This window comes from Corynebacterium suedekumii (assembly GCF_030252185.1).
GTDB lineage: Bacteria > Actinomycetota > Actinomycetes > Mycobacteriales > Mycobacteriaceae > Corynebacterium > Corynebacterium suedekumii.
In genome coordinates, this window is the sequence record NZ_CP126970.1 from 2551703 (window position 1) to 2576451 (window position 24749).

The window sequence follows — 24749 nt, forward strand, 5'->3', positions numbered from 1 at the left end:
ATGTCACCCACGCCACCCCCTGCGCCCGCCGTTCTATGCTGTGGCTCATGGTTTCCGTCATCATCGCGCCCGATTCTTTCAAAGGCACCGCCACCGCCCCGGAGGCTGCCCGCCTGCTCGGGGAGGGTGTCCGTTCCGTCATCCGGGACGCGGACATCACCCTCGCCCCCATGGCCGACGGCGGGGAGGGCACGGCGGCGACGTTCGGCGGCGAGACGGTGACGCTTCCCACGACGGACGCCGCCGGTCGCCTGACCGAGGCCTCCTATGTGTTCGACGCCGCCGGGAAGACGGCCTACATCGACATCGCGGCCGCCTCCGGTCTGCCCGCGGTGGCCGATGATCCGGTGCCCACCAGCGGGGACACCTACGGCACGGGGGTGCTCATCGCGGACGCCCAGACCCGCGGGGCGGAGCGGATCGTGCTGTGTCTGGGTGGGTCCGCGACGGTGGACGCGGGCACGGGCATTCTCGTGGCCCTGGGGGCGAATCCCCACAATGAGCAGGGTCTGGGACTGCGCAAGGGCGGCGGGCAGTTGGGTGAGCTGGCGGGGTTCGACACGGCGCAGCTCAACATTCCGGCGGCGGCGGTGGAGTGGGTGCTGCTCACGGACGTCACCGCCCCGGTCACCGGCCCGCAGGGTGCGGCCCACGTGTTCGGCCCCCAGAAGGGTGCCTCCCCCGAGGAGGTCGCGCTTCTCGACGCCGCCCTGGCCCACACCTGCGACATCCTCGACGTCGACCCCGCCACCCCCGGCTACGGGGCGGCCGGCGCGGTCCCGGTGAGCATTCACTGGCTGTCGACGATGCTCCACGGCAGTGACTCCTTCGTCCACGTGCTGCCCGGCGCGCCGGTCGTCGCCGACGCGCTCGGCCTGCCGGAGGCGATTCCGCAGGCGGACCTGGTCATCACCGGGGAGGGGGCGTTCGACGATCAGTCCCGGACCGGCAAGGTCGTGGGCACGGTCGCCGAGCTGGTGGCCGGCACTCCGGCGACGCTGGCCGTCGCCGCCGGGCGGATGGACGCCGACCCCGGTGACGGGGTGATTGCGGCGGAGCTGGGGGACGGGGGCGTCGATAAGCAGCTGTTCGATGCGGGAGCGCGCATCGCCGCGGACTACCTGCGGATCTCCACGGCCCAGGGGTAGGTCGCGGGGACCTCGTGGGAGACCTCGTCCTCGAGGAGGACGGCGTCGGCCGGGAGGGTCGCCTGCGGGGTCATGAACCGGGACAGGACCATGGTCAGCTGGTTAATGGAGCCGGTCGCGCCCTCGACGCGCAGGGCGTAGCGGATGACGGAGGCGCCCTCGAGGTCGAGGTCCTCGTGCTCGTCGCGGTAGGACTGACGCAGTGCCTCCTCCACCCCGTCCTGCAGGGGCGGGTTCTCGTCGACGGTGACGGTGCCGCCGGTGAGTTTGCCGGCCGCCACGAGGCGGGTCAGCGCGTCGTCGAAGGCGGATTCCAGTTGGCGGGCGGGCGTGGGCGGGATGAGGACATCGAAGAGGATCGCGGGCATGAGCCAAGCCTAGCCAATGGGGCAGGCGTCTAATCTGGAAGCCATGAGCCTTCCCGTGCACGCCCACCGCGACCCCATCACCACCATGTCCGACGGGACGATCAAGCAGGTCAACCCCTTCTCCGGCACCGAGGTGTGGACGGTGCCCGGCCGCGGTAACCGGCCGCTGTCCACCCCCGTGGCCGACCCGACCCCGCTGGGCGAGCACGACCTGGACAACCGCTGCGCCTTCTGCGCGGCCACTCCCCTGGCCACCCCGCCGGAGAAGGCGCGCATCGTCCGCGGTGACGACGGGGAGTGGGAGATCCTGCGTGGCCTGCTGCCCGAACAGCTCGACGAGACGGTCGCCGAGTTCCGCCGGGTGCCCAACCTCTTCGAGATCATCTCCTACGACTACTGGCGGCAGAACTACGGCTTCGAGATGGACGTGGAGACCGCCGAGCGGATGGCCACCTACCTCGCCGACCCGGCGGGCCGCGCGCACGTGCTCGACATCGTGCGCACCCGCCTGCGCGCCGGCGGCCGCGACGCGGACCTGCCCGAGGAGGAACTGCTGGACATGGCCGGGGCCTACTTCGCCGGCGGGCATGACGTCATCATCGGCCGCCGACACTTCGTCGACGGCGCCCGCTACGACAACCAGCTCGCCTCCTCCGGCACCCTCACCCCCGACGAGCACCACGGGATGACGCTGCTGACCATCGACGCCATCGAGGACCTCTACCGCCGCAACCGCTACGCGCCGTACGTGGTGGCGTTCCAGAACTGGCTCAAACCCGCCGGCGCCTCCTTCGACCACCTGCACAAGCAGCTGGTGGCCATCGACGAACGCTCCGTCCAGGCCGAGCTGGAGATCTCCCGGCTGCGCACCAACATCAACATGTACAACGAGTGGGGCGTGGACTACGCCGGCTACCACAACCTCATCATCGCGGAGAACGACCATGCGGTCGTGTGCGCCGGCTACGGGCACCGCTACCCCACCCTCACCATCTACTCCAAGTCCCCGACCCCCGAACCCTGGCGGCAGACACCCGAGGAGGTCCGCGCGATGAGTGACCTCATCCACGCCTGCCACGCCGCCACCGGCCCGGACGTGGCCGCCAACGAGGAGTGGCACCACAAGCCCGTCGACCTGGACCTGCCGATGCCGTGGCGGGTGAACATCAAGTGGCGGGTGTCCACCCTGGCGGGTTTCGAGGGCGGGTCGAAGATCTACGTCAACACCCTCTCCCCCGTCAACGTCCGCGACCGGATGGTCTCCGCCATGTACGACCTGCGCGACGAGGGCCTCATCGCCGAGGACATCCGCATCGCCATGGAGTGCCGCGCGGAGCGCAACTCCCTGAAGTACAATCCGTTCCTCACCTGACGGCCCGGGCGGGCGTTATAAGGTGGGGTCACCCGAATCACACAAGGAGTGACCCCACACGATGAGCGACATCGCTCGACTGCTCGCCCACCACCACGCCGATCTGTCCTGGCAGCGCGCCTGCTACGAGGATCTGCACGAGCATCCGGAACTGTCCGGCCACGAGCAGGAGACGTCCGCGACGATCCTGTCGATGCTCGAGCGTTTCGACTGTGAGGTGATCTCCCCCATCGGCGGCTTCGGCATCGTCGCCGTCTTCCGCAACGGCGACGGCCCCACCGCCCTGTTCCGCGCCGACTTCGACGCCCTGCCCATCAAGGAGGAGACGGGCGTCCCCTTCGCCTCCACCCGCCTGCGCCCCGGCGCCGACGGCGTCCAGACCAGCGTCATGCACGCCTGCGGGCACGACATGCACACCACCGCACTGTTGGGCGCCTGCGCGCTTCTCGACGCCCACCGCGACGCCTGGCACGGCACCTTCCTCGCCCTGTTCCAGCCCTCGGAGGAAAACGCCATGGGCGCGAACGCGATGGTCGCCGACGGGCTGCTCACCCGCATTCCCCGCCCCGACGTGTGCCTGGGCCAGCACGTCATGCCCGGACGCGCCGGTGAGGTCCAGACCACCGCCGGCCCCCAGTTCGCCGCCTGCGACTCCATCCGCATCACCATCCCCGGCCGCAGCGCCCACGGCTCCATGCCGCACAACGCGATCGACCCGACCTACACCGCCGCCATGGTGGTCATCCGCCTGCAGGGCATCGTCGGCCGGGAGGTCAACCCCAACGACTTCGCCGTCATCTCCGTGGGCACCCTGCGCTCCGGCTCGACGAACAACATCATCCCCGCCTCCGCCGAACTGGTGCTCAACTGCCGCTTCTACGACGAATCCGTCAAGCGGCGCGTCTACGCCGCCATCAAGCGCGTCGTCGTCGCCGAGTGCCAGGCCAGCGGCGCCGACGGCGAACCCTCCTTCGAGTTCTTCGCCCACGGCGAGCTCATCGACAATGATCCCACCGTGTTCGGCGAGGTGCGCGAGACCTTCGACGCCGTCTTCGGCGACGAGTCCGTCGACGCCCAGCGCACGACCGTGTCCGAGGACTTCGCCAACATCCCCCGCGCCTTCGGCGTGCCCTACCTCTTCTGGGTCGTCGGCTGCACCCCGCACGAGGTGTGGGACAAGGCGGTGGCCGAGAAACGGGTCAAGGAGGATGTGCCCGTCAACCACATGAACACCTTCCTCCCCGACTACGAGCCCACCGTCGACGCCGCGACGAAGGCCGCCGCCGCGGCGGTCCTGACGTACCTGGGCACCTGACCCGACACTTGACAACGCGCAGGTGTGCGCCAGTCGCGCCGATTGGCACAGGCCCGGATATGCTGGCAGGGACGGCGCGTCGCGGTAGTCCACGACGTCGCCCATTTCTGTGCCCCTCTATCAATCAGGAGCTACCCCCATGAGTGACCAGGCACCCGCCCTGAGCCAGACCGTCGGAGGGCACGTCCGTGCTGCCGCCGGATCCACCCCGCAGTCGGCCACCGACCGCAAATTCTGGTTCGGACTGTCCCACAGCATCATGGAGAGGATCGCCGACAACTGGCAGGCCACCACCGAGGCCTACGCCGGCACCCGCCAGCAGCACTACTTCTCCGCCGAGTTCCTCATGGGCCGAGCCCTGCTGAACAACCTCACCAACCTCGGGCTCGTCGACGAGGCCGCGGCCGCCGTCGAGGCACTCGGCCACAACATGGTGGACACCCTCGAGGCAGAGAATGACGCCGCCCTGGGCAACGGTGGCCTCGGCCGTCTCGCCGCCTGCTTCCTCGACTCCTGCGCCACCCAGGACCTGCCGGTCACCGGCTACGGCATCCTCTACCGCTACGGCCTGTTCAAGCAGACCTTCGAGAACGGTTTCCAGACCGAGCACCCGGACGCCTGGAAGGAGGACGGCTACCCCTTCTACATCCGCCGCGAGAACCAGGCACGCACCGTCCACTTCGACGACATGACCGTCTCCGCGGTGCCCTACGACATGCCGATCACCGGCTACGGCACCGACAACGTGGGCACCCTGCGCCTGTGGAAGGCGGAGCCGCTGGAGGAGTTCGACTACGACGCATTCAACTCCCAGCGCTTCACCGACGCCATCGTCGAGCGCGAGGCCGTCATGGACCTGTGCCGCGTGCTCTACCCGAACGACACCACCTACGCCGGCAAGGTGCTGCGCGTGCGTCAGCAGTACTTCTTCGTCTCCGCCTCCCTGCAGGCCATGATCGAGTCCCATCTCGAGCACCACGGCTCCCTGGACTCCTTCGCTGAGTACAACTGCATCCAGCTCAACGACACCCACCCGGTGCTGGCCATCCCGGAGCTCATGCGCCTGCTGCTCGACGAGCACGGCATGGGCTGGGAGGAGGCCTGGGACATCGTCACCCGGACCTTCGCCTACACCAACCACACCGTCCTGGCCGAGGCCCTGGAGCAGTGGAACGTCTCCATCTTCCAGCAGCTGTTCCACCGCGTCTTCGAGATCATCGTGGAGATCGACCGCCGCTTCCGCGAGGAGATGCGGGGCACGGGCCTCGACGAGGGGCGCATCAACTACATGGCCCCGGTACAGGACGGTCACGTCCACATGGCGTGGATCGCCTGCTACGCCGCATACTCGATCAACGGTGTCGCGGCGCTGCACACCGAGATCATCAAGCGCGACACCCTCGGCGAGTGGCACGAGGTGTGGCCGGAGAAGTTCAACAACAAGACCAACGGTGTGACCCCGCGCCGCTGGCTGCGGATGTGCAACCCGCGCCTGTCCGACCTGCTCGACCGCCTCGTCGGCTCCGACGAGTGGGTCACCGACATGGACAAGCTCAAGGACCTGCTGCCCCACCTCGACGATGACGCCGTCATGGACGAGCTCATGGACATCAAGGCCGCCAACAAGGCCGACTTCGCCGAGTGGATCGAGGCCCGCCAGGGTATCTCCGTGGACCCGGAGTCCATCTTCGACACCCAGATCAAGCGCCTCCACGAGTACAAGCGTCAGCTGCTCAACGCCCTGTACATCCTCGACCTGTACCTGCGCATGAAGCACGACGGTCTCACGGATGTGCCCAAGCGCACCTTCATCTTCGGTGCCAAGGCCGCCCCGGGCTACGTCCGTGCGAAGGCGATCATCAAGCTCATCAACGAGATCGCCGCCGTGGTCAACAACGACGAGGACGTCAACGACACCCTCCGCGTCGTGTTCGTGGAGAACTACAACGTCTCCCCCGCCGAGCACATCATCCCGGCCACCGACATCTCCGAGCAGATCTCCACCGCCGGCAAGGAGGCCTCCGGCACCGGCAACATGAAGTTCATGATGAACGGCGCCCTGACCCTGGGCACCATGGACGGCGCGAACGTGGAGATCCACGACTCCGTCGGCGACGACAACGCCTACATCTTCGGTGCCCGCGAGGAGGAGCTGCCCGACCTGCGAGCCTCCTACAACCCGTGGCAGGTCTACGAGACGGTGCCGGGACTCAAGCGCGCCATCGACGCCCTCGTCGACGGCACCCTGGACGACAACGGCACCGGCCTGTTCCACGATTTGCGGTCCTCGCTGCTCGACGGCGGCGGCTACGAGACCCCGGACGTCTACTACGTCCTCGGTGACTTCGCCGACTTCCGCGAGACCCGGGACCGGATGGCCGCCGACTATGTCGCAGACCGTCGCCACTGGGCCCGGATGTGCTGGGTCAACATCTGCGAGTCGGGCCGGTTCTCCTCCGACCGCACGATCAACGACTACGCCACCGAGGTGTGGAAGGTGGAGCGCACCCCGATCAACTAGGGATCGACGAGACACCACCAGCAGTAGCGTCTGACACCGGCCCCGAATCCACCACGGATTCGGGGCCGGTGTCAGACGTTGTAGCGGATTTCCGCGGACACGACGACGCCCGCCGACCCCGAGGGGGCGGCGGGCGGTGCGCACTGTCGGTCAGACTACCCGACTTTTATCAAATTAGTGCGGAAGTCAGTCGCCCTGGATCCCGGCGATCAGTTCGGCAATGTCTGTGGGCACCGGTGACGCCGCGTGGATCGTCTGCCCCGCGACCTGCACCTGGAAGGTCCGGTACTTCCTCAACGTCCGCACCAGCCGCTTCAACGACAACCCCGAGCGTTCCTCCAGCAGATGGCCCACAGCCATCGCGGCCATCACCACGCTCAGGTGTGCCTCGATGGATTCTCGTTTGTGGTGGTAGATCGGCCGGGCCTTGAGATCGGACTTCGACATCCGGAAAGCCTTCTCGATCTTGAGCAGCTGCCGGTAGGCGTGGATGACCTGTTCCGCGGGCAGGTCCACCCGGGAGGTCTCGTACCCCTTGATCCCTGCCAGGGCTTTGTTCTTGTCCACCAACGTCCAGTTGACCTGTTTGTTCGGTGCCTTGAGATCCACGAACCGGTTGCGCTTGACTGGCAGCTTGCCGGCCACGGCCTTCTCCGCTTTGGCGACCTGCTCATCAATACCCTTGAGCGTGCGGCGTGCCCTGTCCCAGGAGTACTGGTAGTAGGTAACCGAGTGCGGCACGCCGTCGGGGCCACGCCCTGTCCGGTCGGCGTAGGTCCAGATCTGTTTGTCCTCGTAGTCCTGGCCGGGATGGTGTTTACGCCACTGCGCCACCGGGTAGGGGATGTCTTTGAATTTCACACCGAGGATGTAGTGCAGGCCGGCCTCGATGATCGCGGCCTTGTTACCGGCAGAGAACATCCCAGCGTCCGCGACGACGGTGACATCCTCCACGCCGTAGGCATCCTGGAAGTTTCTGATCATGGGCAGCATCGTGCGGGTTTCGGCCATGTTCCCTTCAAACGCACCCACGGCCAGCGGGAAGCCGTGGGCATCGGAGAGCAGGCCGACGGTGATCTGCGGTTCGAGTCGGCGTTCCTTGGAAAAGCCTGGTTTGCGGAAGTCATCACCTTCGTCGGTTTCGAAATACAAGGTGGTGACATCAAAAAGAACCAGGACTCCGGGGCCGATACCGGCATGCGTGGCGCAGGCCCGGGTGAGAGCATCCCTGAAGCCACCGGTCGCGTAGGCCGGTAGCCGCCGGTTGATGGTGGGATAGCTGGCGGAGGCCACGCCGAGTGCCGCGAGGGTTTCGATGCTGTCGAATACTGAGCCTGGCTGCACGATCCGGGCGATGAGCAGATCCCGGAACACCTGGTCACCGCCGGTGGCTGTATCCAAACCCAGTTCGGTGTAGGCATGGTGGATGACGTCGAGGAGGTGACCAGCGCGTTCCGAGGTGATCGGGACCGGCGCATCCACCGACCCGCTGCCGGAAGGTGTGGTGTCCACACCAAGAGCCAGGCTCATCTGGTCGCCGTCGACCAGGCGTCGGGCCTGGGTCTTCAACAGGGCAAGATCTTCGTCGGTGTGCGCCGAGCCGAGGTGCTTCATGCTCTTAGAGCCACGCTTTTCCGAGTAGACGACCTGCACGGCAGTCGCCCCGGAGGCGGTGCGCACAGTGCGGATGTACGGGCTCATGAAAATCAATCTAACCGCCCACCCCGAACCCCACCCCCTTAGTGCGGCAATTTCTTCCCGGAGCACGCGAATCTACTGGCCTACGCGTCAATATGTTCCGCGTCACACCATTTTGATAAAAGTCGGGTTGTAGCGGATTTCCGCGGACACGACGACGCCCGCCGACCCCGAGGGGGCGGCGGGCGGTGCGCACTGTCGGTCAGACTAGGCCGTGGTGTCCTCGCCCAGCAGATGGACGTGGATCATGTTGGTGTTGCCGGAGACCCCGGGCGGGGTGCCGGCGACGACGACCATCATGTCGTCGCGGTCGTAGTCGTCCATGGCCAGCAGGGCGGAGTCCAGCTCCTCCATCATGTCGTCGGTGGAGTGGGCCGGCGGGCAGAGGAAGGTCTCCGCACCCCAGGTCAGTGCCAGCTGGGAACGGACGGCCGCGTGCGGGGTGAACACGAGCAGCGGCAGGTGCGAGTGCAGGCGGGCGACGCGGCGGGCGGTGTCACCGGAGGTGGTGAAGCACACGAGGGCGCGGGCGTTGAGTCGCTCGGCGATGTCCCGGGCCGAGTAGGAGATGACGCCGCGCTTGGTACGCGGAACGTGGCTCAGCGGCGGGACGTACCCGTCGGTCTCGGCCTGGGAGACGATGCGTGCCATGGTGCGCACGACGTTGTGCGGGTCCACGCCGATGGAGGTCTCACCGGAGAGCATGACGGCGTCGGCTCCGTCGAGGACGGCGTTGGCCACGTCGGAGGCCTCGGCGCGGGTCGGGCGGGAGTTCTCGATCATGGAGTCGAGCATCTGGGTGGCCACGATGACCGGCTTGGCGTTCTCGCGGGCAATCTGGATGGCACGCTTCTGCACCAGCGGGACCTGCTCGAGGGGGACCTCGACGCCGAGGTCACCGCGGGCGACCATGATGGCGTCGAAGGCGAGGACGATGGACTCGAGGGCGTCGACGGCCTCGGGCTTCTCCAGCTTGGCGATGACGGGCACGCGGCGGCCGACCTCGTCCATGACGTCGTGGACCAGGTCCACGTCCGCCGGGGAACGGACGAAGGACAGGGCGATGAAGTCGACGCCGAGGTTGAGGGCGAACTTCAGGTCGGCGATGTCCTTCTCGGACAGGGCGGGGACGGAGATGTCCATGCCGGGCAGGGAGACGCCCTTGTTGTTGGAGACGGGGCCACCCTCGGTGACCTCGCAGACGACGTCGTTGCCGTCGACCTCGACGCACACGAGGCCGACCTTGCCGTCGTCGACGAGCAGGCGGTCGCCGGGCTTGGCGTCCTGTGCGAGGTTCTTGTAGGTGGTGGACACGCGGTCGTGGGTGCCCTCGACGTCGTCGACGGTGATGCGGACGATCTCACCGGTCTCCCACACGGTGGCGCCGTCGATGAAACGGCCGAGGCGGATCTTGGGGCCCTGCAGGTCGGCGAGGATGCCGACGGCGCGTCCGGTGGCGTCGGTCGCCTCCCGGACCCAGCGGTAGTTCTGCTCGTGATCGGCGTGGTCGCCGTGGGAGAAGTTGAGGCGGGCGACATCCATGCCGTCCCGGACGAGACGCTCGATGGCGTCCTTGTTTCCGACGGCGGGGCCGAGGGTACAGACAATCTTGGTTCTTCTAGACACGAGTTACAACCTACTCCGATTCGCGGAAGGACTGACCTTGCAGGAACCAACGTACCCGTGCCCGGGGCCGGCTGCTAGGCGTGCGGGGCGCGGCTGGAGCCGGAGCCGCCTTTCTGACCTGCGGTGTTTCTGGGGGCACCGTGGGCTGTCCCATGGTCCGGACCATGAATGTCTGATGTCACATCATTGTCGGATTCGCGTTCGGCGCGGTGCGGGTCGACCTCCTCCGGTGTCTCGCGCCCCTTGCGCAGGAGGAAGAAGACGATGACGGCGCCGGCGAAGAGGACGAGGGAGACCCAGGTGTTGACGCGCTGGCCGAGGATCATCGTCGCGGCGTCGTCACGCATGAGCTCGATCCAGAAGCGGCCGAGGGTGTAGCCGGCGACGTAGAGGGCGAACACGCGCCCGTGGCCGAGCCGGAAGCGACGGTCCGCCCAGATGAGCAGGGCGCAGATGAGCAGATTCCACAGCAGCTCGTAGAGGAACGTCGGGTGGACGGAGGCGATGATCTCCCCGGTGGAGCGCCCGCTGAGCGGGGCGAACTCGCCGTTGTCGTCGACGCGGTAGTAGATGTCGAGCGCCCAGGGCACGTCGGTGGGACGCCCGTAGATCTCCTGGTTGAACCAGTTGCCCAGCCGGCCGATGGCCTGGCCGAGGATGATGCCCGGTGCCACGGCGTCGGCGAAGGGGCCGAGCGGGACCTTGCGCCAGCGGAACAGGGCCCACACGGCGAGGGAGCCGAGGATGACACCACCCCAGATGCCCAGGCCACCGGCGAAGAAGTTGAACGCGTCCGCCGGGTTGCAGCCCTCGCAGAAGTACTTGTCGGCGTCGGTGATGACGTGGTAGATCCGGGCGCCGATGATGCCGGCGGGGATGGCCACGAGAGCGGCGTCCCACACCATGTCCGGGTGACCGCCGCGGGCGACGTAGCGGCGGTGGGTCAGCCACAGTCCGGCGAGGATGCCGGCCATGATGCACAGCGCGTAGGCGCGGACGGGCACGGGCCCGAGCTGCCACACGCCCTGCGGCGGGGACGGGATATTGGCGAGGATCATCGTCTGCACCCCCACAGTGTGCCATGTCCCCTACCGGGACGGGCAGGCAGGATGCTGGCCGGCGGCGACGAGCGTGCGCGTCAGCCGGGCAGGGTCCTCGGCGCTCATCAGCTCCTCGCCGACGACGACGGCGTCCGCCCCCGCTCCGGCGTAGCTGAGCAGGTCGCGCGGGGTGTGCACCCCGGACATGGCGATCCGGACGGTGGACTCGGGAAGTCCCGGCACGATCTCGGAGAACAGCTGCTTATCGACGCCCCCGCCCGTCAACGGCCGCGCGTTCACCGCCACGACCCGTGCCCCCGCGGCCATCGCCCGGTCCGCCTCCGCCGGGGTCCGGACCTCGGCGACGGCGGTCATGCCGAGCGACTCGATGCGGTCGAGCAGCGACTCCAGCCGGGCCTGGTCGAGCAGTTCGACCTGCAGGGGGATGAGGTCGGCGCCGTAACAACGGGCCTCGTGGATCTGGTACGGGTCGATGATGAGGTCACGGCAGAACATCGGCACGGACACCGCCTCGCGGGCGGCCTGCATGTCGGTGAGCGAACCGTGGAAGCGCAGCCGCTCGGTCTGGCAGGCGATGAGGTGGGCGCCGCCGTCCTCGAACTCGGTGGCCAGGCGGACGACCGCGTCGAGCTCGTCGTCCGGGAGGAAGGGGTCGCGGCCGGGCATCGCCCGTTTGATCTCGGCGATGACACTGCAGCCGGAGCGCAGGAGGGCGGCGACCCCGTCGCGGGTGTTGTCGGAGATCTCGCGGGAGCGGGCCTTGATCTCCTTGAAGGGGATCACCGATTCGCGGGCGGCGACGTCCGCGAGGACCTCGGCGACGATCCGGTCCACGGGTGTCGGCCCACTCATGCGGCACCTCCACTCCGTCTGCGCTGGGAACAGATCAAGGCTAACCCGTGACCGGCTTCACAACGAAATCAGCGGTGGTCCGTCGGATCGATGTCCGCGTCCAGCGCGTCCCACATGACCCGGCCCGAGTCGGGGGTCTCCTCCAGGTCCTCGGCGATCCTCGCCTCCCGGTCCTGCTTGCGCTCGTACTTGTTGCGCTGCGCGGAGTCCACGCCCGGCCGCACGGCGAGCAGGACGCCGCCGAACAGGGCGATGGCGCACCCGAGCAGGGCGAGGACCGGGCCGGTGACACCGACGCTGAGGTTGGTCACCTCGGCCCACTCGGAGATGAGCACCTCGGCGTCGGCCCGCTGGCTGGCGGCCCCGGAGGTGAGGAGGGTGCGGGCCCGTTCAGGATCGGGCTGGCCGGCGAGCAGCACCAGCGGCTGCCAGGACGCACCCACCGCGGCCAGGGCTGCCACGGCGCCGACGATGCGGCGTCCGGTGCGTCGTAAAGCGAAACCGGCGACGCACGCCGCAAGCAGCAGCAGGACCACGGCGGTGGCCTCCGTCGACCACGTCGCACCCGGGATGCCGAGGGTGGCGGCCCCCGACTTGTCGTCGAAGGTGTCCACCGTCAGCCAGGTGAAGCGGGAACCGATCCACAGGACCAGCGCGCCGAGGCCGATGAGCAGGGTGGCGATGCGCGACCTCACAGCAGCACGTCCGCGTCGAAGCAGGTGCGGTCCCCGGTGTGGCAGGCGCCGCCGACCTGGCGGACGGTGACCAGGAGGGTGTCGCCGTCGCAGTCGAGGCGCACGCCGGTGACCTCCTGGGTGTGGCCGGAGGTCAGGCCCTTGATCCAGTACTCACCACGCGAACGGGAGTAGTAGGTTCCCCGCCGGGTCGCCAGCGTGTACGCGAGCGCATGGGAGTCCATCCACGCCATCATGAGCACCTCACCGGTGCCCTCGGCCTGCACGACCGCGGGCACGAGACCGGCATCGTTGACCGTGAGGCGGGCGGCGATGGCCGGATCGAGCTCGTAGTCGGCGGGGTTGTCGGATGAGCTCATCGGCGCACCTCGCAGCCAGCATCGGCCAGGGCGTCCTTGACCTCGCCGATGGTGACCTCGCCGAAGTGGAAGATGGTGGCGGCGAGCACGGCGTCTGCCCCGGCCGCCACGGCCGGCGGGAAGTGCTCGGCCGAACCGGCGCCACCGGAGGCGATGACGGGCACGGACACGGCCTCCCGGACCAGGCGCAGCAGCTCCAGGTCGAAGCCGTCCTTCGTGCCGTCACCGTCCATGGAGTTGAGCAGGATCTCCCCCACACCCAGCTCCTCGCCCTTCTTCGCCCACTCGATCGCGTCGATGCCGGCCGAGGTGGAACCACCGTGGGTGGTCACCTCGAAACCCGAGGGCTGCGGGGTGCCGCCGGCCGGGACGCGGCGGGCGTCGACGGACAGGACGATGCACTGGGAGCCGAAGCGGTCCGCCAGTTCACGCAGGAGTTCCGGGCGGGCGATGGCGGAGGTGTTGACGGAGACCTTGTCCGCACCCGCGCGCAGCAGCTGGTCCACGTCCTCGGCGCTGCGGACGCCGCCACCGACGGTGAGCGGGATGAACACCTGTTCAGCGGTGCGGCGGACCACCTCCAGCATGGTGCCGCGGCCGTCCTTCGAGGCGGAGACGTCGAGGAAGGTGAGCTCGTCGGCACCCTCGACGTTGTAGCGGGCGGCCAGCTCGACGGGGTCCCCGGCGTCACGGAGGTTCTCGAAGTTGACGCCCTTGACCACCCGCCCGTTGTCGACGTCCAGGCAGGGGATGACACGGATGGCGACGGCCATGAACCGCCCCTTTCAGGTTTAAGAGTTCAGAATCGCATCCATCGTACTCATGATGGCGGCGTGCGCCCGCGCGGTACCCGCCACCACACCCACCGACGACGGCGTCCAGTCATTGCCCTCGATGTCGGTGACCACTCCACCGGCGGCGCGCACGAGCATGACGCCGGCGGCGTTGTCCCACACGTGCGGCGAGAAACTCACCGCCCCGCCGAAGATCCCCTGCGCCGCGAACGCCAGGTCCACGCCCACGGACCCGGTGATGCGTGGCCGCAGGTAGGTCTCCGCAAGTTCGGAGAGCAGGCCCTGCCGCAGCAGCGACGGGAACTGGGAACGCTGCTGGGACGCCACCGAGGAGAACCCGACCTGGGCGACGAGCTGGTCCACCTCGCTCAGCGGCTTCATGGCCCGGCCGTTGACCATCACCGGGGAGCCCTCGAAGGCGGTGACCCGGCGGTGCAGCAGGGGCATGCTGGTGACGGCGGCGACGGGCCGGTCATCGACCACCAGGGAGATGAGGATGGAGCACATCGGGTTACCGGCCGCGTAATTGGCGGTGCCGTCGATCGGGTCGACGATCCACACCGCCTCATGGTTGTAGCTGCCGCCGGCCTCCTCCCCGAGCACCGGGATGCCGGTGAACTGGGTGAGCATCTGCCGCAGGTGCGCCTCGATAGTCAGGTCGACCTCGGTGGCGAAGTCCCCGGGCTGCTTGAGCTCGGCCGGGTCCGCACCGACGCCGGCGAGGAACATCGCCTCGGCGTCATCGGTGACGGCCTCGGCGACGGCCAGCAGCTCCCGGGCGTCCACGGCGCTACCGCTTCGCCGGGTCGCCGACCGCGGCGAGGGCCTCACGCAGGCTGAAACGTCCCTCGTAGAGGGCCTTGCCGATGATCGCCGAATCGATCCCCTCGTCCACGTAGCGGGACAGCTCCACCACGTCATCGAGGGTGGAGATACCGCCGGAGGCGACGATCCTCGCGTCGGTGGCCGCGGCGACCTCCCGCAGCAGCTCCACGTTCGGCCCTGCCAGGGTGCCGTCCTTGGACACGTCGGTGACCACGAAACGGGTGCAGCCGGCGGCGTCGAGCCGTTCGAGCACCTCCCAGAGGTCACCGCCGTCGGAGACCCAGCCGTTGCCGCGCGTGCGCCACTCCCCGTCGATCTCGCGCACGGCGATGTCGACGGCGACCCGGTCCCCGTGGGAGGCCAGGACGTCGGCGATCCACTCCGGCTTCTCCAGCGCGGCGGTGCCGATGTTGACGCGGGTGGCCCCGGTGGCCAGTGCCCGCTCCAGGGAAGCGTCATCCCGGATTCCACCGGTCAGCTCCACCCTGATGTCCAGCTGCGCGGTGATCTCCGCCATGAGCTCATGGTTGGAGCCCCGGTTGAAGGCCGCGTCCAGGTCGACGAAGTGCAGCCACTGCGCACCCTGCTCCTGCCACTGCAGGGCGGCTTCCAGCGGTGAGCCGTAGGACTTCTCGGTGCCGGCCTCCCCCTGATCGAGTCGGACGGCCTGGCCGTCGACCACGTCGACGGCGGGAAGAAGGGTGAAATCGCTCATGGCAGTGATCCTATCCAGTTCTCCAGCAGCACCGCGCCGGCATCGCCGGACTTCTCCGGGTGGAACTGCGTGGCCCACAGCGGGCCGTTCTCCACGGCGGCGACGAAGCGGTCCCCGCCGTGCTCCGCCCATGTCACGGTCGGCGGGGTGGTCAGGCCATCGGTCTCCAGGGTCCAGTCGCGCACCCCGTAGGAGTGGACGAAGTAGTAGCGCTCGTCGTCCGGCAGGCCGGCGAACATCACCGAATCCGGGTGACGCTGCACGGTGTTCCAGCCCATGTGCGGGAGGATCTCCGCCTGCAGCCGCTCGACGGTGCCGGGCCATTCGCCGCAGCCACGGGTGTGCACGCCGTGCTCCTGGCCGTGCTCGAAGAGGATCTGCATGCCCACGCAGATGCCCAGCACGGGTCGGCCGCCGGCGAGGCGCTGGCCGATGATGCGCCCACCCTGGACCTTCTCCAGCCCGGCCATGCAGGCGGCGAAGGCGCCGACACCGGGGACCAGCAGCCCGTCGGCGTCCACCGCCACCTTCGGGTCGGAGGTGACGGTGACGTCGGCGCCGACGCGTTCGACGGCGCGCTGCGCGGAGCGGAGATTTCCCGACCCGTAGTCGAGGAGAGCGACGGTTTTTGCCATGGCTCAGAGTCTAGGACACACCCCCGACATCACCGTGTCGGGGTGTCCGGCCCCTCCTCCGGGGAAACCGACGGTTCCTCCACCGGCGGCTTCCAGCCCTGGCGCGGGGCGCGGCGGGTGATCAGGCGTTCCAGCTCGACCGGGCGGGCGGCCACGCGGCGGACCCGGCGGGCACCGGCGACGGCGCGGCGGGCGACGGGCACCTGACGCAGGCGGGCCCGGGTGTTGTCGCGTTCGGCGATGCGGTGGGCCCCGACCCAGCGGTCGGCGAGGGTGCCCAGGATGCCGCCGACGACGAGGATCGCACCCACCCCGAACGCCCCGGAGTAGGCGGCCTGCGCGGCGACGGCACCGAGGACGAAGGAACCCAGTCCGGTGCCGGCGTCGTAGAAGATGTTCCACACGGCGGAGGCCTCGGAGACCTTCGAGCGTGGCAGGCGGAAGAACATGACCAGCAGGGCCTCGTTCTGCACCATGCCGAAGCCGCCGCCGAAGAGGATGCCGGCGACGACGAGCCACCACACGGACCATTCGTTGGCGATGACCAGCGCCATGAGGGCGACGCCGAGGAAGCCGACGACCTGCCCGGGGATCATGGTCGTGCCGGGGGCACCGCGGCGGTCGGCGATCATGCCGGCGACGTAGCGCCACACCATCGATGAGCCGCCGGTGATGGACAGCATGAGGCCGCCGATGACCGCGCCGGTGGCGGGGTCGAGGTCGAGGACGGCGGCCGGCAGGAAGGAGGAGACGGCGCCGAAGCTCATGGACAGGCTGGTCACGGCGAGGGCGGGGACGAGGACGAGTTTCCACGTGGCCACCTGTGCGGTGGCGCGTTCCTCGGGGTACTCGTAGGCGGAGGGCTCGACCTTCGGGGCGGCCTTGATCCGCGGGATCCGCAGGCACATCACCGCGGCGATGAGGGCGGTGCCGGCGGCGATGACGTAGACGGGTCCGAAACCGGCGGCGTCGGCGACGGCCAGGCCGAGGGGAAGCCCGATCATCTGGGACACGCCGATGAACACACCGAGCATGCCGGTGGCCTTGCCCAGGAAGCGGACGGGCACGAGCTCGGCGATCAGGGCCGATTCGGCGACGGTGAGCGCGCCGAAGCCGACGCCGCGCAGGGCGGAGAACAGCAGCAGGTTCCACGCCTCCAGGCCGAGGAGGTGGCCCAGTGCGGGGACGCCGAGCATGAAGGCGGAGAACACCATGACCGGGTTGTAGCCCAGCCGGCGTAGGGCGGCCGGGGTGAAGATCTGGGTGGCCACGGTGGCGGCCATGAACACGCCGGTGGAGGCACCGGCCATGGCGGTGTCGTGTCCGGCGTCGAGGGCGGCGAGCGGGATGACGGGCAGCAGCAGCGACCAGGATCCGAACGCGGCGGCGACGGCGACGAGTGTGGGGATGAACCCGGGAGCCTTCCACATGCTGTCGAGCTGTTCGATCTCCGCGCGGGAAAGGCCGTGCTGTGCCACTTAGTTCATCGCTCCCATCAGCCAGAAGACGGCACCGGCGAACGCCACGGCGGCGCACAGTGCCAGGAAAATTGTCAGAGGCCTGCTGCCGTTCTGGTACGCGGACCAGGTGCCGCCGACCAGGAGGCCGGCGACGATGAACAGCAGGTAGACCAGCCAGGTGCTGCCACCCGACTGGTTCGCCTGGGCCACTGTAGCAATGAGGTTCTCGGAGGCGGGCACGGGTTACAGGGCCCCCTTGGTCGACGGCACGCCGCTGACGCGCGGGTCGGGTTCGACGGCTTCGCGCAGGGCGCGGGCGACGGCCTTGTACTCGGCCTCGGTGATGTGGTGCGGGTCGCGGCCGTGGTGGCAGATGACGTGGAGGGTGATCCGGGAGTTCAGTGCCAGGGTCTCGAAGAAGTGCTCGTTGATCACCGTGGCGTAGTGCCCGCCGATGACGGAGGTGATCATGTGATCCGGTTCGCCCTTCATGACGAAGTAGGGCCGACCGGAGATGTCCACGACCGCTTCCACCAGGGTCTCGTCCATGGGCAGCTGGCGGGAGCCGAAACGGCGGATGCCGGCCTTGTCACCGACGGCGTCGAGAAGCGCCTGCCCGAGGACGATGGCGGTGTCCTCGACGGTGTGATGCGCGTCGATCTCGATGTCGCCCTTCGCGTGGACCGTGAGGTCGAAGGACCCGTGGACGCCGAAGGCGGTGAGCATGTGGTCGAAGAAGGGCAGGCCGGTGTCGACGTCGACGCGGCCGGTGCCGTCGAGGTTGATCTCGACGGTGATGTCGGATTCGGAGGTGGTGCGGGTGGCGCGTCCGATGCGGTCAGTCACTTAGATCTCCTTGCTGATGTCGGCTGCGGCGGCGAGGAAGGCGTCGTTCTCGCCCGGCAGCCCGATGGTGGTGCGCAGGTGGCCGGTCACGCCGACGTCGCGGATGAGGACCCCGGCGTCGAGGAAGCGCTGCCAGGCGGCGTGCTGGTCGTCGAAGGGGCCGAAGAACACGAAGTTCGACTCGCTGGGTACGACCTGGTAGCCCAGTTCCTCGAGGCCGGCGACGACCCGCACCCGCTCCTGCGCGAGCTTCTCGACGGTCGCGAGCGTGTCACCGCGGTGCCGCAGCGCCACGGTCGCCGCCGCCTGGGAGAGCACCGACAGGTGGTACGGCAGGCGCACGAGCATGACGGCCTCGATGAACGCCGGGTGGGCGACGAAGTAGCCGAGCCGGCCGCCGGCGAAGTCGAAGGCCTTCGACATCGTGCGGGACACGACGAGCTTCGCCGGATATTCGGCGAGCAGGGTCACCGCCGAGGGCGACGGGGAGAACTCGCCGTAGGCCTCGTCGACGATGACGATGCCGGGGGCGGCGTCGACAAGCGTGCGGATGTCCTCGAGCGAGGTGATGTCACCGGTCGGGTTGTTCGGGGTGGTGATGAAGATGATGTCCGGCCGGTGCTCCTCGATCGCGGCCAGGGCGGCGGCGATGTCGATGCGGAAATCTGCCCCGCGCGGGCAGTCGAGGAATCGGGTCTGCGTGCCCGCGGAGAGGATCGGGTGCATGGAGTAGGACGGCTGGAACCCGAGCGCGCTACGACCCGGGCCACCGAAGGCCTGCAGCAGCTGCTGGAGCACCTCGTTGGAGCCGTTGGCGGCCCACAGATTGTCCACGGTGACGGCCACCCCGGTCTGCTCGCTGACGTAGTCGGCCAGCCGGGTGCGCAGCTCGACGGCGTCGCGGTCCGGGTAGCGGTTGAGTTCGGTCGCGACCTTGGTGACGGTCTCCACGAGATCGTCGATGAGCGCCTGTGACGGCGGGTACGGGTTCTCGTTGGTGTTGAGCTGCACCGGGACGGTGAGCTGGGGGGCACCGTAGGGCGACTGGCCGCGCAGTTCCTCGCGCAGGGGAAGCTGGTTGAGCGTGAGGTCGGTCATCTAGGCCTCCCGGGAAGCATCGTCGGTGGGCATGGACTCGAAGCGGGCCCGGATGGATTCGCCGTGGGCGGGCAGGTCCTCGGCGTCAGCGAGCGCGATGACGTGGCGGCCGATCTCCTTGAGGGCGACGCGGTCGTATTCGATGAGGTTGACCGGACGCAGGAAGGTGTGGGTGGACAGGCCGGCGGAGAATCGCGCGGTGCCGGAGGTCGGCAGGACATGGTTGGAGCCGGCGGCGTAGTCACCGAGCGGGACCGGCGAGTACGCGCCGACGAAGATGGCGCCGGCGTGCCGGATGCGTTCGGCGACCTCCCGGGCGTTGTCGGTGTGGATCTCCAGGTGCTCCGCGGCGTAGGCGTCGGCGGTGGCGATGCCCTGCTCGAGATCGTCGACGAGGACGATGCCGGACTGGCGGCCGGACAGGGCACCGGCGACGCGGTCGGCGTTGCGGGTGACGGTGTAGCGGGCGTCGATCTCCCGGTCGACGGTCTCCGCCAGCTCCGGCGAGTCGGTGATGAGCACCGAGGCGGCCAGGTCATCGTGCTCGGCCTGGGAGATGAGGTCGTAGGCGAGGTAGACGGGGTCGGCGGTGGCGTCGGCGAGGATGGCGATCTCGGAGGGCCCGGCCTCCGCGTCGATGCCCACCACACCCTGGACCAGGCGCTTGGCGGCGGTGACGAAGATGTTGCCGGGGCCGGTGACGATGTCCACGGGGTCCAGCCCGGCCTCGTCATCGCCGTAGGCGAGCAGCGCGACGGCCTGCGCGCCGCCGACGGCCCACACCTCGTCCACGCCGAGCAGGGCGCAGGCGGCGAGGATCGTCGGGTGCGGCCAGCCGTCGTGGTCGGCCTGCGGCGGGGAGGCGACCACCAGGGAGGTGCAGCCGGCCTCCTGGGCGGGGACGACGTTCATGATCACCGACGAGGGGTACACGGCCTTGCCGCCGGGGACGTAGAGCCCGACGCGGTCGATGGGGAGGAACACCTCGGTGACGGTCGCGCCGTCGGCAAGCGTCGTGGTGTGCGACGCCGGTTTCTGCTCGGCGTGCACCGACCGCACCCGGGCGATGGCCTCCTCCAGCGCGGTCCGCACCTCCGGGTCGAGCGTGTCGACGGCCCCCTGGATCACCTCCGCCGGCACCCGCACCGACGCGGGGGTCACCGCATCGAACTGCTGCCCGTACTCGAGGGCGGCGGCGGCACCGCGGTCGCGGACGGCGTCGACGATGGGGGCAACAGTCGGCAGCACGGCGTTGACGTCCGTCCCGCCGCGCGGCAGCGCACGGCGCAGTTCACTGGTGGACGGGGTACGACCGCGCAGGTCGATGACGTTGAGCATCGGGACGCTTCTCCTTTGAGGGTCTGCTGGCTACTGTGCGCTCATTGTATGTCCCCCGGGGTCCACGTCGGCGCACTAGACTGTTGTCTCGTTGCCCGACACACGATCTGGAGGAGGTGCCGACACCATGGTCACCCTGACCCAGGTCTACGTCGCGGCCGAGTCGTTCGACTTCCACGCCTACGTCGGCGCGGACCGGCTCGTGTTCCCGTGGCGCGACCACCAGGTCATCGCCTACCTCGACGAGCGGCAACCGGGTGCGCTGGTCTTCGACACCAACCTGCGCCTCGACGCCGGCATGGAGGACATCACGGAGCTCGCGCGGGTGATCAACAACTGGAACCGCGAACGCCTCGGCCCGACGGTGTCCATGCGCGTCGGCGATGAATCCCAGGTGAGCATCCACGCCCGCTCCGCCACCCTCACCGGACCGGGCCTGACGGAGCAGCAACTGGCCGACGTGGTGCGCATGTCCATGGAGACCTCCCGCCTGGCCGTCGACCACATCATCGCCGAACTGCCGTGGCTGACCACCGCCGACCTGGCGGACGACGACTCCTTCCGCAAGGACCAGGACACCAACGCCCTGTCCGGTCCCCTGCCCCGCGACCGCCACATCGGCGTCAACGAGCTTGACGACGACGCGGTGCGCCTCCGCGAGCTCGACCAGCGCCGCAGCCAGGACGACGAGGACGTCCTCGCCGACCTGGGCGGGGACGCCGAACCCGACGAGGAGTACGCCAGCCACATGAGCACCCACGACGATTCCACCGGCGGCGACTGGGACGAGGCCGCCCGCACCGGCACCCCGGAGCCGGTGACCATCGACCGGGTCCGCGCGACACTCGAGGGCCTGGGCATAGAGAAGACCCAGGGCGGCGATGACGTCATCATCGCCTGGATCAACGACATCCTCTTCGGCTTCTTCCTGGACAACGGGCCCAGTTACCTGGTCAAGGGGCACTGGGACCCCAACCTCGACCCCGACGCGGACTTCCTGCGGATGTTCCTGCTGTGCAACGACTGGAACGAGGCGTCCGTGACCACCAAGGCGTTCTGCCACTCCGACGACGACGGCCTGCAGGTCCGCGTCGAGTTCACCGCCCCCGTCCGCGAGGGCCTCAACGACGCGCAGCTGGAGCACAACACGGCCGTGGCGATCAACCAGGTGCTCCACGCCATCGACTCGATCAGCTCGGACGCGACCGGACAGTCGGCGGTCGGCTGGCCCTGATCTCCGGGTAGGAGATCAGTCGAAGTCGAGGCCCAGATCCAGCGCCGGGGCCGAGTGCGTGAGCGAACCGACGGCGAGGTAGTCGACCCCGGTGCGGGCATAGTCGGCGGCGACCTCGAGGGTGAGCCCACCGGAGGCCTCCAGCAGGGTGCCCGGGGAGACGGCGTCGCGACGCTGCACCGCCGTCTGCACCGCCCACGGCTCGAAGTTGTCCAGCAGGATCTCGTGGGGGTGTTCCGGCAGCAGCTCGTCGAGCTGGGCGAGGGAGTCCACCTCGATCTCACACCACGCGTCCGGGTAGGCCTCCCGGACCGCCCGGTAGGCAGCCAGCACCCCGCCGGCGGCGACGACGTGATTGTCCTTGATCAGGGCCCGGTCGCCGAGGCCGAGGCGGTGGTTGACTCCCCCGCCGACGGTCACGGCGTACTTCTGCAGGGACCGCAGGCCGGGCAGGGTCTTGCGGGAGTCCCGGATCTTCGCCCCGGTGCCCTCGACCGCGTCCACCCAGCGGCCGGTCGCGGAGGCGATGCCGGAGAGGTGGGTGAGCAGGTTGAGCAGGGTGCGTTCGCCGGTGAGCAGGTCCCGGGTGCCCGCCTCGACGTGGGCGACCACGGTGCCCGGCGCCACGCGGGTGCCGTCCGGGCTGACCTCCGTCACCTTGAAATCGGTGGTGGCCACCTGGCGCAGGACCCGGTCCACGACGAACAGCCCGGCGATGACGCCGGGCTGGCGGGAGACGATGCGGGCCGTGGACCGCTGGTCGGCGGCGACGGTGGCGCGGCTGGTGATGTCCGGCCCGTAGGTGAGGTCCTCATCCAGTGCGGTGGCGATGAGGCGGTCCACGTCCTCCGGGTCGACCTCGGCCGCCGGGAAGTGGGGACGATTCGGCTCAGGTGCGCTCATGCACCTACTGTATCGGCGCCGAAAGTTCCCGCTCTTCCGGGGTCACCAGCGCCGCGCACCAGTAACTCAGCGCCGCCATGAGCGGGGCCGCGACGAGGGCGACCCCGGGCCGGAAGCCGGGGGCGAACTCCACGAACGCCCCCTCGTCGAGGCTGTCGGGCTCCGGCAGGGGGTGCAGCAGGGAGCTGGTGACCAGGCCGACCTGCCAGAAGGCGAAGGTGGAGACCGCCGCCACGACAATCAGCCACCACAACATTCCCGGGCCACGGGAGGCCGGGGAGGCGGTGTACACGCACAGGGCGACCACCGCCGCGAGCAGGCCCGTAGCCGCCGCGAAGGTGATGTAGGAGGTGAACTCGACGTTGAACGCGGGCTCGATCGCCACCTGCCCGCCGCCGACGAGGCGGCCTTCGTAGGTGGGCCGGAGCAGACCCCACAGGGCGCCGACGCCGATGAACGCCAGAAGCGACGCCGCGAGAACTCCGGCGCCGCTTCCCAGTGATCGTCTGGTCATCCGGGTCAGTTGCAGAACTTCCAGCGACCGTCTTCCTTGAGGAAACGCTGGGTCTGGGTCTCGGCCTGACCGTTGCTCACCGCGGTGACCACGGCGGAGGCCTGGTCGCCCTCGACCCGGACATCGTCGATGGACTGGATGTGGGCGTTGGACTCGGCGTAACCGGGCAGCTGGCTCAGCGGCATGTCCGGGATGTCCCCCAGGTCGAGGGCGGCGGGACCGCCGTTGGCCTCGATGACCGCGCTGCAGGCGTTCTCCGGCACGTAACGGAGGAACTGGTGGAAGGTCTGCGACTGGTAGATGCCGCCCACCAGGCCCTCGATCTCCGCGCGGTCGGCCTCGCTGGCCGGGCCGCCACCCTCGACCGGGGTGGCCTCCTCGTAGGCGAGCTGGCCGGCGGCGAAGGGGTCGTTGATCTGCGGGGCGGCCTGCGGGTCCTCGGTGTCCCCCTCGGTCGGCTCCGCGCTGGTCTCGGACGGGGCAGCGGAGGAGGAGGTGGTCTCCTCCTCCGAGGTCTCCGTGGTGGTGGTCTCCGAGGTGCGGGTGCTGGTGACCGTGCTCGGGGCAGAGCTCGTGGTCTCGTCTGCACCATCGTCAGAACCGCACGCCACGAGGGCGAGCGGGGCCGCCAGTGCGAGTGCGGTAATGGTCTTCTTCATGGTCAGCGAGATCGTCACGGTGTACTCCTGTTGGATGTTTCGCTCGTCAAAGCGCCACCTTAGCAAGGCGACTGAACTAATGTGTGACTTATATCCGGATTGTCCCGGTCTGTTACCCGCCGCAGGTCAGCCGGTATGCTCGTCGACGTGCAGTTGTCCCGGGACACCATCGTCACGGCCGCCATGGAGATTCTCGATTCCTACGGGCTGGCCGACATGACCATGCGCCGCGTGGCCACCCACCTCGGAGTGGCCCCCGGCGCACTCTACTGGCACCTGGCCAACAAGCAGCAGCTCATCGCCGCCATCGCCGACCGGATCCTCGCGCCCGCACTCGACACGACCGATCCCGCCTCACCCGAGGAGCTCGCCGACCGCCTCCGGACGGCCCTGCTGGCGCACCGCGACGGCGCGGAGCTGGTGAGTGCGGCCCTGTCGCAGCCGGATTCGGAGACGCGGGGGGACGTCGAGAAGCAGCTCTCCGACGCCCTTGCCCTCGACGACGCGGACGTCTCCCGGGTCGGTGCCGCCGCCCTGCTGCACCTGGTGCTCGGCGCGACGACGCTGGAGCAGTCCCACCGCCAGTACGCGGCGGACACCGGCACTCCCGCCCCGCCGACGGGCACCCCGGCCGAGGATTTCCGGCGCGGGGTGAGTTACCTGCTCCACGGTCTCGGACGAGGGTGACGGCAAACACCACACAATCGGGCCAC

Annotated in this window: 25 protein-coding genes; 6 read left to right on the top strand and 19 right to left on the bottom strand. The window is 69.0% G+C overall.

Annotated features, from left to right (window positions below; all coding sequences use genetic code 11):
- Positions 1–47 precede the first annotated feature (47 nt).
- Positions 48–1148 (top strand): glycerate kinase family protein, encoded by a 1101-nt coding sequence (locus tag QP029_RS12775; protein ID WP_284874637.1) that lies wholly within the window; start codon positions 48–50, stop codon positions 1146–1148.
- Here QP029_RS12775 and QP029_RS12780 read toward each other — a convergent pair.
- Positions 1118–1516: a hypothetical protein gene (locus tag QP029_RS12780; RefSeq protein ID WP_284874638.1), complete on the bottom strand. Its 399-nt coding sequence runs from the start codon at positions 1514–1516 to the stop codon at positions 1118–1120. The genes QP029_RS12775 and QP029_RS12780 overlap by 31 nt on opposite strands.
- Before the next feature lie 43 nt (positions 1517–1559).
- Here QP029_RS12780 and QP029_RS12785 point away from each other — a divergent pair, with 43 nt between their 5' ends.
- From QP029_RS12785 to QP029_RS12795, 3 genes are all read left to right on the top strand, one after another.
- Positions 1560–2888, top strand: coding sequence for a DUF4921 family protein (locus tag QP029_RS12785; protein ID WP_284874639.1), 1329 nt, complete (start codon positions 1560–1562; stop codon positions 2886–2888).
- A 61-nt stretch (positions 2889–2949) separates the two neighbouring features.
- Positions 2950–4203 carry an amidohydrolase gene (locus QP029_RS12790; protein WP_284874640.1) on the top strand — a complete coding sequence of 418 codons (1254 nt, stop codon included), beginning with the start codon at positions 2950–2952 and terminating at the stop codon, positions 4201–4203.
- A 139-nt stretch (positions 4204–4342) separates the two neighbouring features.
- A complete protein-coding gene (locus QP029_RS12795) occupies positions 4343–6724 on the top strand; it encodes a glycogen/starch/alpha-glucan phosphorylase (protein ID WP_284874641.1) in 2382 nt (793 codons plus the stop codon).
- A 186-nt stretch (positions 6725–6910) separates the two neighbouring features.
- On the opposite strand, the gene QP029_RS12800 is transcribed toward QP029_RS12795, so the two are convergent.
- From QP029_RS12800 to hisD, 15 genes are all read right to left on the bottom strand, one after another.
- Complete coding sequence (locus QP029_RS12800) at positions 6911–8425, bottom strand: IS1634 family transposase (protein WP_432418685.1); 1515 nt, start codon at positions 8423–8425, stop codon at positions 6911–6913.
- Between the two features lie 204 nt (positions 8426–8629).
- Complete coding sequence (gene pyk, locus QP029_RS12805; protein WP_284874642.1) at positions 8630–10048, bottom strand: pyruvate kinase; 1419 nt, start codon at positions 10046–10048, stop codon at positions 8630–8632.
- A gap of 74 nt (positions 10049–10122) precedes the next feature.
- The gene (lgt, locus tag QP029_RS12810; RefSeq protein WP_284874643.1) at positions 10123–11106 is read right to left on the bottom strand and encodes a prolipoprotein diacylglyceryl transferase; all 984 of its coding nucleotides are present in this window, start codon (positions 11104–11106) and stop codon (positions 10123–10125) included.
- Positions 11107–11136: 30 nt separating this feature from the next.
- Positions 11137–11961, bottom strand: a complete 825-nt coding sequence (locus QP029_RS12815) for an indole-3-glycerol phosphate synthase TrpC (RefSeq protein ID WP_284874644.1) — start codon at positions 11959–11961, stop codon at positions 11137–11139.
- A 68-nt stretch (positions 11962–12029) separates the two neighbouring features.
- A complete protein-coding gene (locus tag QP029_RS12820; RefSeq protein WP_284874645.1) occupies positions 12030–12656 on the bottom strand; it encodes a TIGR02234 family membrane protein in 627 nt (208 codons plus the stop codon).
- Positions 12653–13015: a phosphoribosyl-AMP cyclohydrolase gene (gene hisI, locus QP029_RS12825; RefSeq protein ID WP_284874646.1), complete on the bottom strand. Its 363-nt coding sequence runs from the start codon at positions 13013–13015 to the stop codon at positions 12653–12655. The genes QP029_RS12820 and hisI overlap by 4 nt, the downstream gene beginning before the upstream one ends.
- Positions 13012–13788, bottom strand: coding sequence for an imidazole glycerol phosphate synthase subunit HisF (gene hisF / locus QP029_RS12830; protein WP_284874647.1), 777 nt, complete (start codon positions 13786–13788; stop codon positions 13012–13014). The genes hisI and hisF overlap by 4 nt, the downstream gene beginning before the upstream one ends.
- An 18-nt stretch (positions 13789–13806) precedes the next feature.
- On the bottom strand, positions 13807–14538 hold the full coding sequence (locus QP029_RS12835) for an inositol monophosphatase family protein (protein ID WP_284876256.1): 732 nt from the start codon (positions 14536–14538) through the stop codon (positions 13807–13809).
- Between the two features lie 61 nt (positions 14539–14599).
- Positions 14600–15349 carry a bifunctional 1-(5-phosphoribosyl)-5-((5-phosphoribosylamino)methylideneamino)imidazole-4-carboxamide isomerase/phosphoribosylanthranilate isomerase PriA gene (gene priA / locus QP029_RS12840; RefSeq protein ID WP_284874648.1) on the bottom strand — a complete coding sequence of 250 codons (750 nt, stop codon included), beginning with the start codon at positions 15347–15349 and terminating at the stop codon, positions 14600–14602.
- Positions 15346–15984 carry an imidazole glycerol phosphate synthase subunit HisH gene (gene hisH / locus QP029_RS12845; RefSeq protein ID WP_284874649.1) on the bottom strand — a complete coding sequence of 213 codons (639 nt, stop codon included), beginning with the start codon at positions 15982–15984 and terminating at the stop codon, positions 15346–15348. The genes priA and hisH overlap by 4 nt, the downstream gene beginning before the upstream one ends.
- A 29-nt stretch (positions 15985–16013) precedes the next feature.
- Positions 16014–17414 (bottom strand): MFS transporter, encoded by a 1401-nt coding sequence (locus tag QP029_RS12850; RefSeq protein WP_284876257.1) that lies wholly within the window; start codon positions 17412–17414, stop codon positions 16014–16016.
- Between the two features lie 48 nt (positions 17415–17462).
- Positions 17463–17684, bottom strand: a complete 222-nt coding sequence (locus QP029_RS12855; protein WP_284874650.1) for a hypothetical protein — start codon at positions 17682–17684, stop codon at positions 17463–17465.
- 3 nt (positions 17685–17687) lie between these two features.
- Positions 17688–18290, bottom strand: a complete 603-nt coding sequence (gene hisB, locus QP029_RS12860) for an imidazoleglycerol-phosphate dehydratase HisB (protein ID WP_284874651.1) — start codon at positions 18288–18290, stop codon at positions 17688–17690.
- Positions 18291–19388 carry a histidinol-phosphate transaminase gene (locus QP029_RS12865; protein ID WP_284874652.1) on the bottom strand — a complete coding sequence of 366 codons (1098 nt, stop codon included), beginning with the start codon at positions 19386–19388 and terminating at the stop codon, positions 18291–18293.
- Complete coding sequence (hisD, locus tag QP029_RS12870) at positions 19389–20726, bottom strand: histidinol dehydrogenase (protein ID WP_284874653.1); 1338 nt, start codon at positions 20724–20726, stop codon at positions 19389–19391.
- A 127-nt stretch (positions 20727–20853) separates the two neighbouring features.
- On the opposite strand from hisD, the gene QP029_RS12875 reads away from it, so the two are divergent.
- Positions 20854–21960 (top strand): YbjN domain-containing protein, encoded by a 1107-nt coding sequence (locus QP029_RS12875; RefSeq protein WP_284874654.1) that lies wholly within the window; start codon positions 20854–20856, stop codon positions 21958–21960.
- A 15-nt stretch (positions 21961–21975) separates the two neighbouring features.
- On the opposite strand, the gene nadC is transcribed toward QP029_RS12875, so the two are convergent.
- Genes nadC through QP029_RS12890 form a run of 3 tightly spaced genes read right to left on the bottom strand, consistent with a single transcriptional unit; the run spans position 21976 to position 24054 of the window.
- Entirely contained in the window at positions 21976–22863 is an 888-nt protein-coding gene (gene nadC, locus QP029_RS12880) for a carboxylating nicotinate-nucleotide diphosphorylase (protein ID WP_284874655.1), read from the bottom strand.
- Between the two features lie 4 nt (positions 22864–22867).
- Positions 22868–23377, bottom strand: a complete 510-nt coding sequence (locus QP029_RS12885) for a hypothetical protein (RefSeq protein ID WP_284874656.1) — start codon at positions 23375–23377, stop codon at positions 22868–22870.
- A gap of 5 nt (positions 23378–23382) precedes the next feature.
- Positions 23383–24054: a hypothetical protein gene (locus tag QP029_RS12890; protein WP_284874657.1), complete on the bottom strand. Its 672-nt coding sequence runs from the start codon at positions 24052–24054 to the stop codon at positions 23383–23385.
- Positions 24055–24171: 117 nt separating this feature from the next.
- Here QP029_RS12890 and QP029_RS12895 point away from each other — a divergent pair, with 117 nt between their 5' ends.
- On the top strand, positions 24172–24723 hold the full coding sequence (locus QP029_RS12895) for a TetR family transcriptional regulator (RefSeq protein ID WP_284874658.1): 552 nt from the start codon (positions 24172–24174) through the stop codon (positions 24721–24723).
- Positions 24724–24749: the final 26 nt, after the last annotated feature.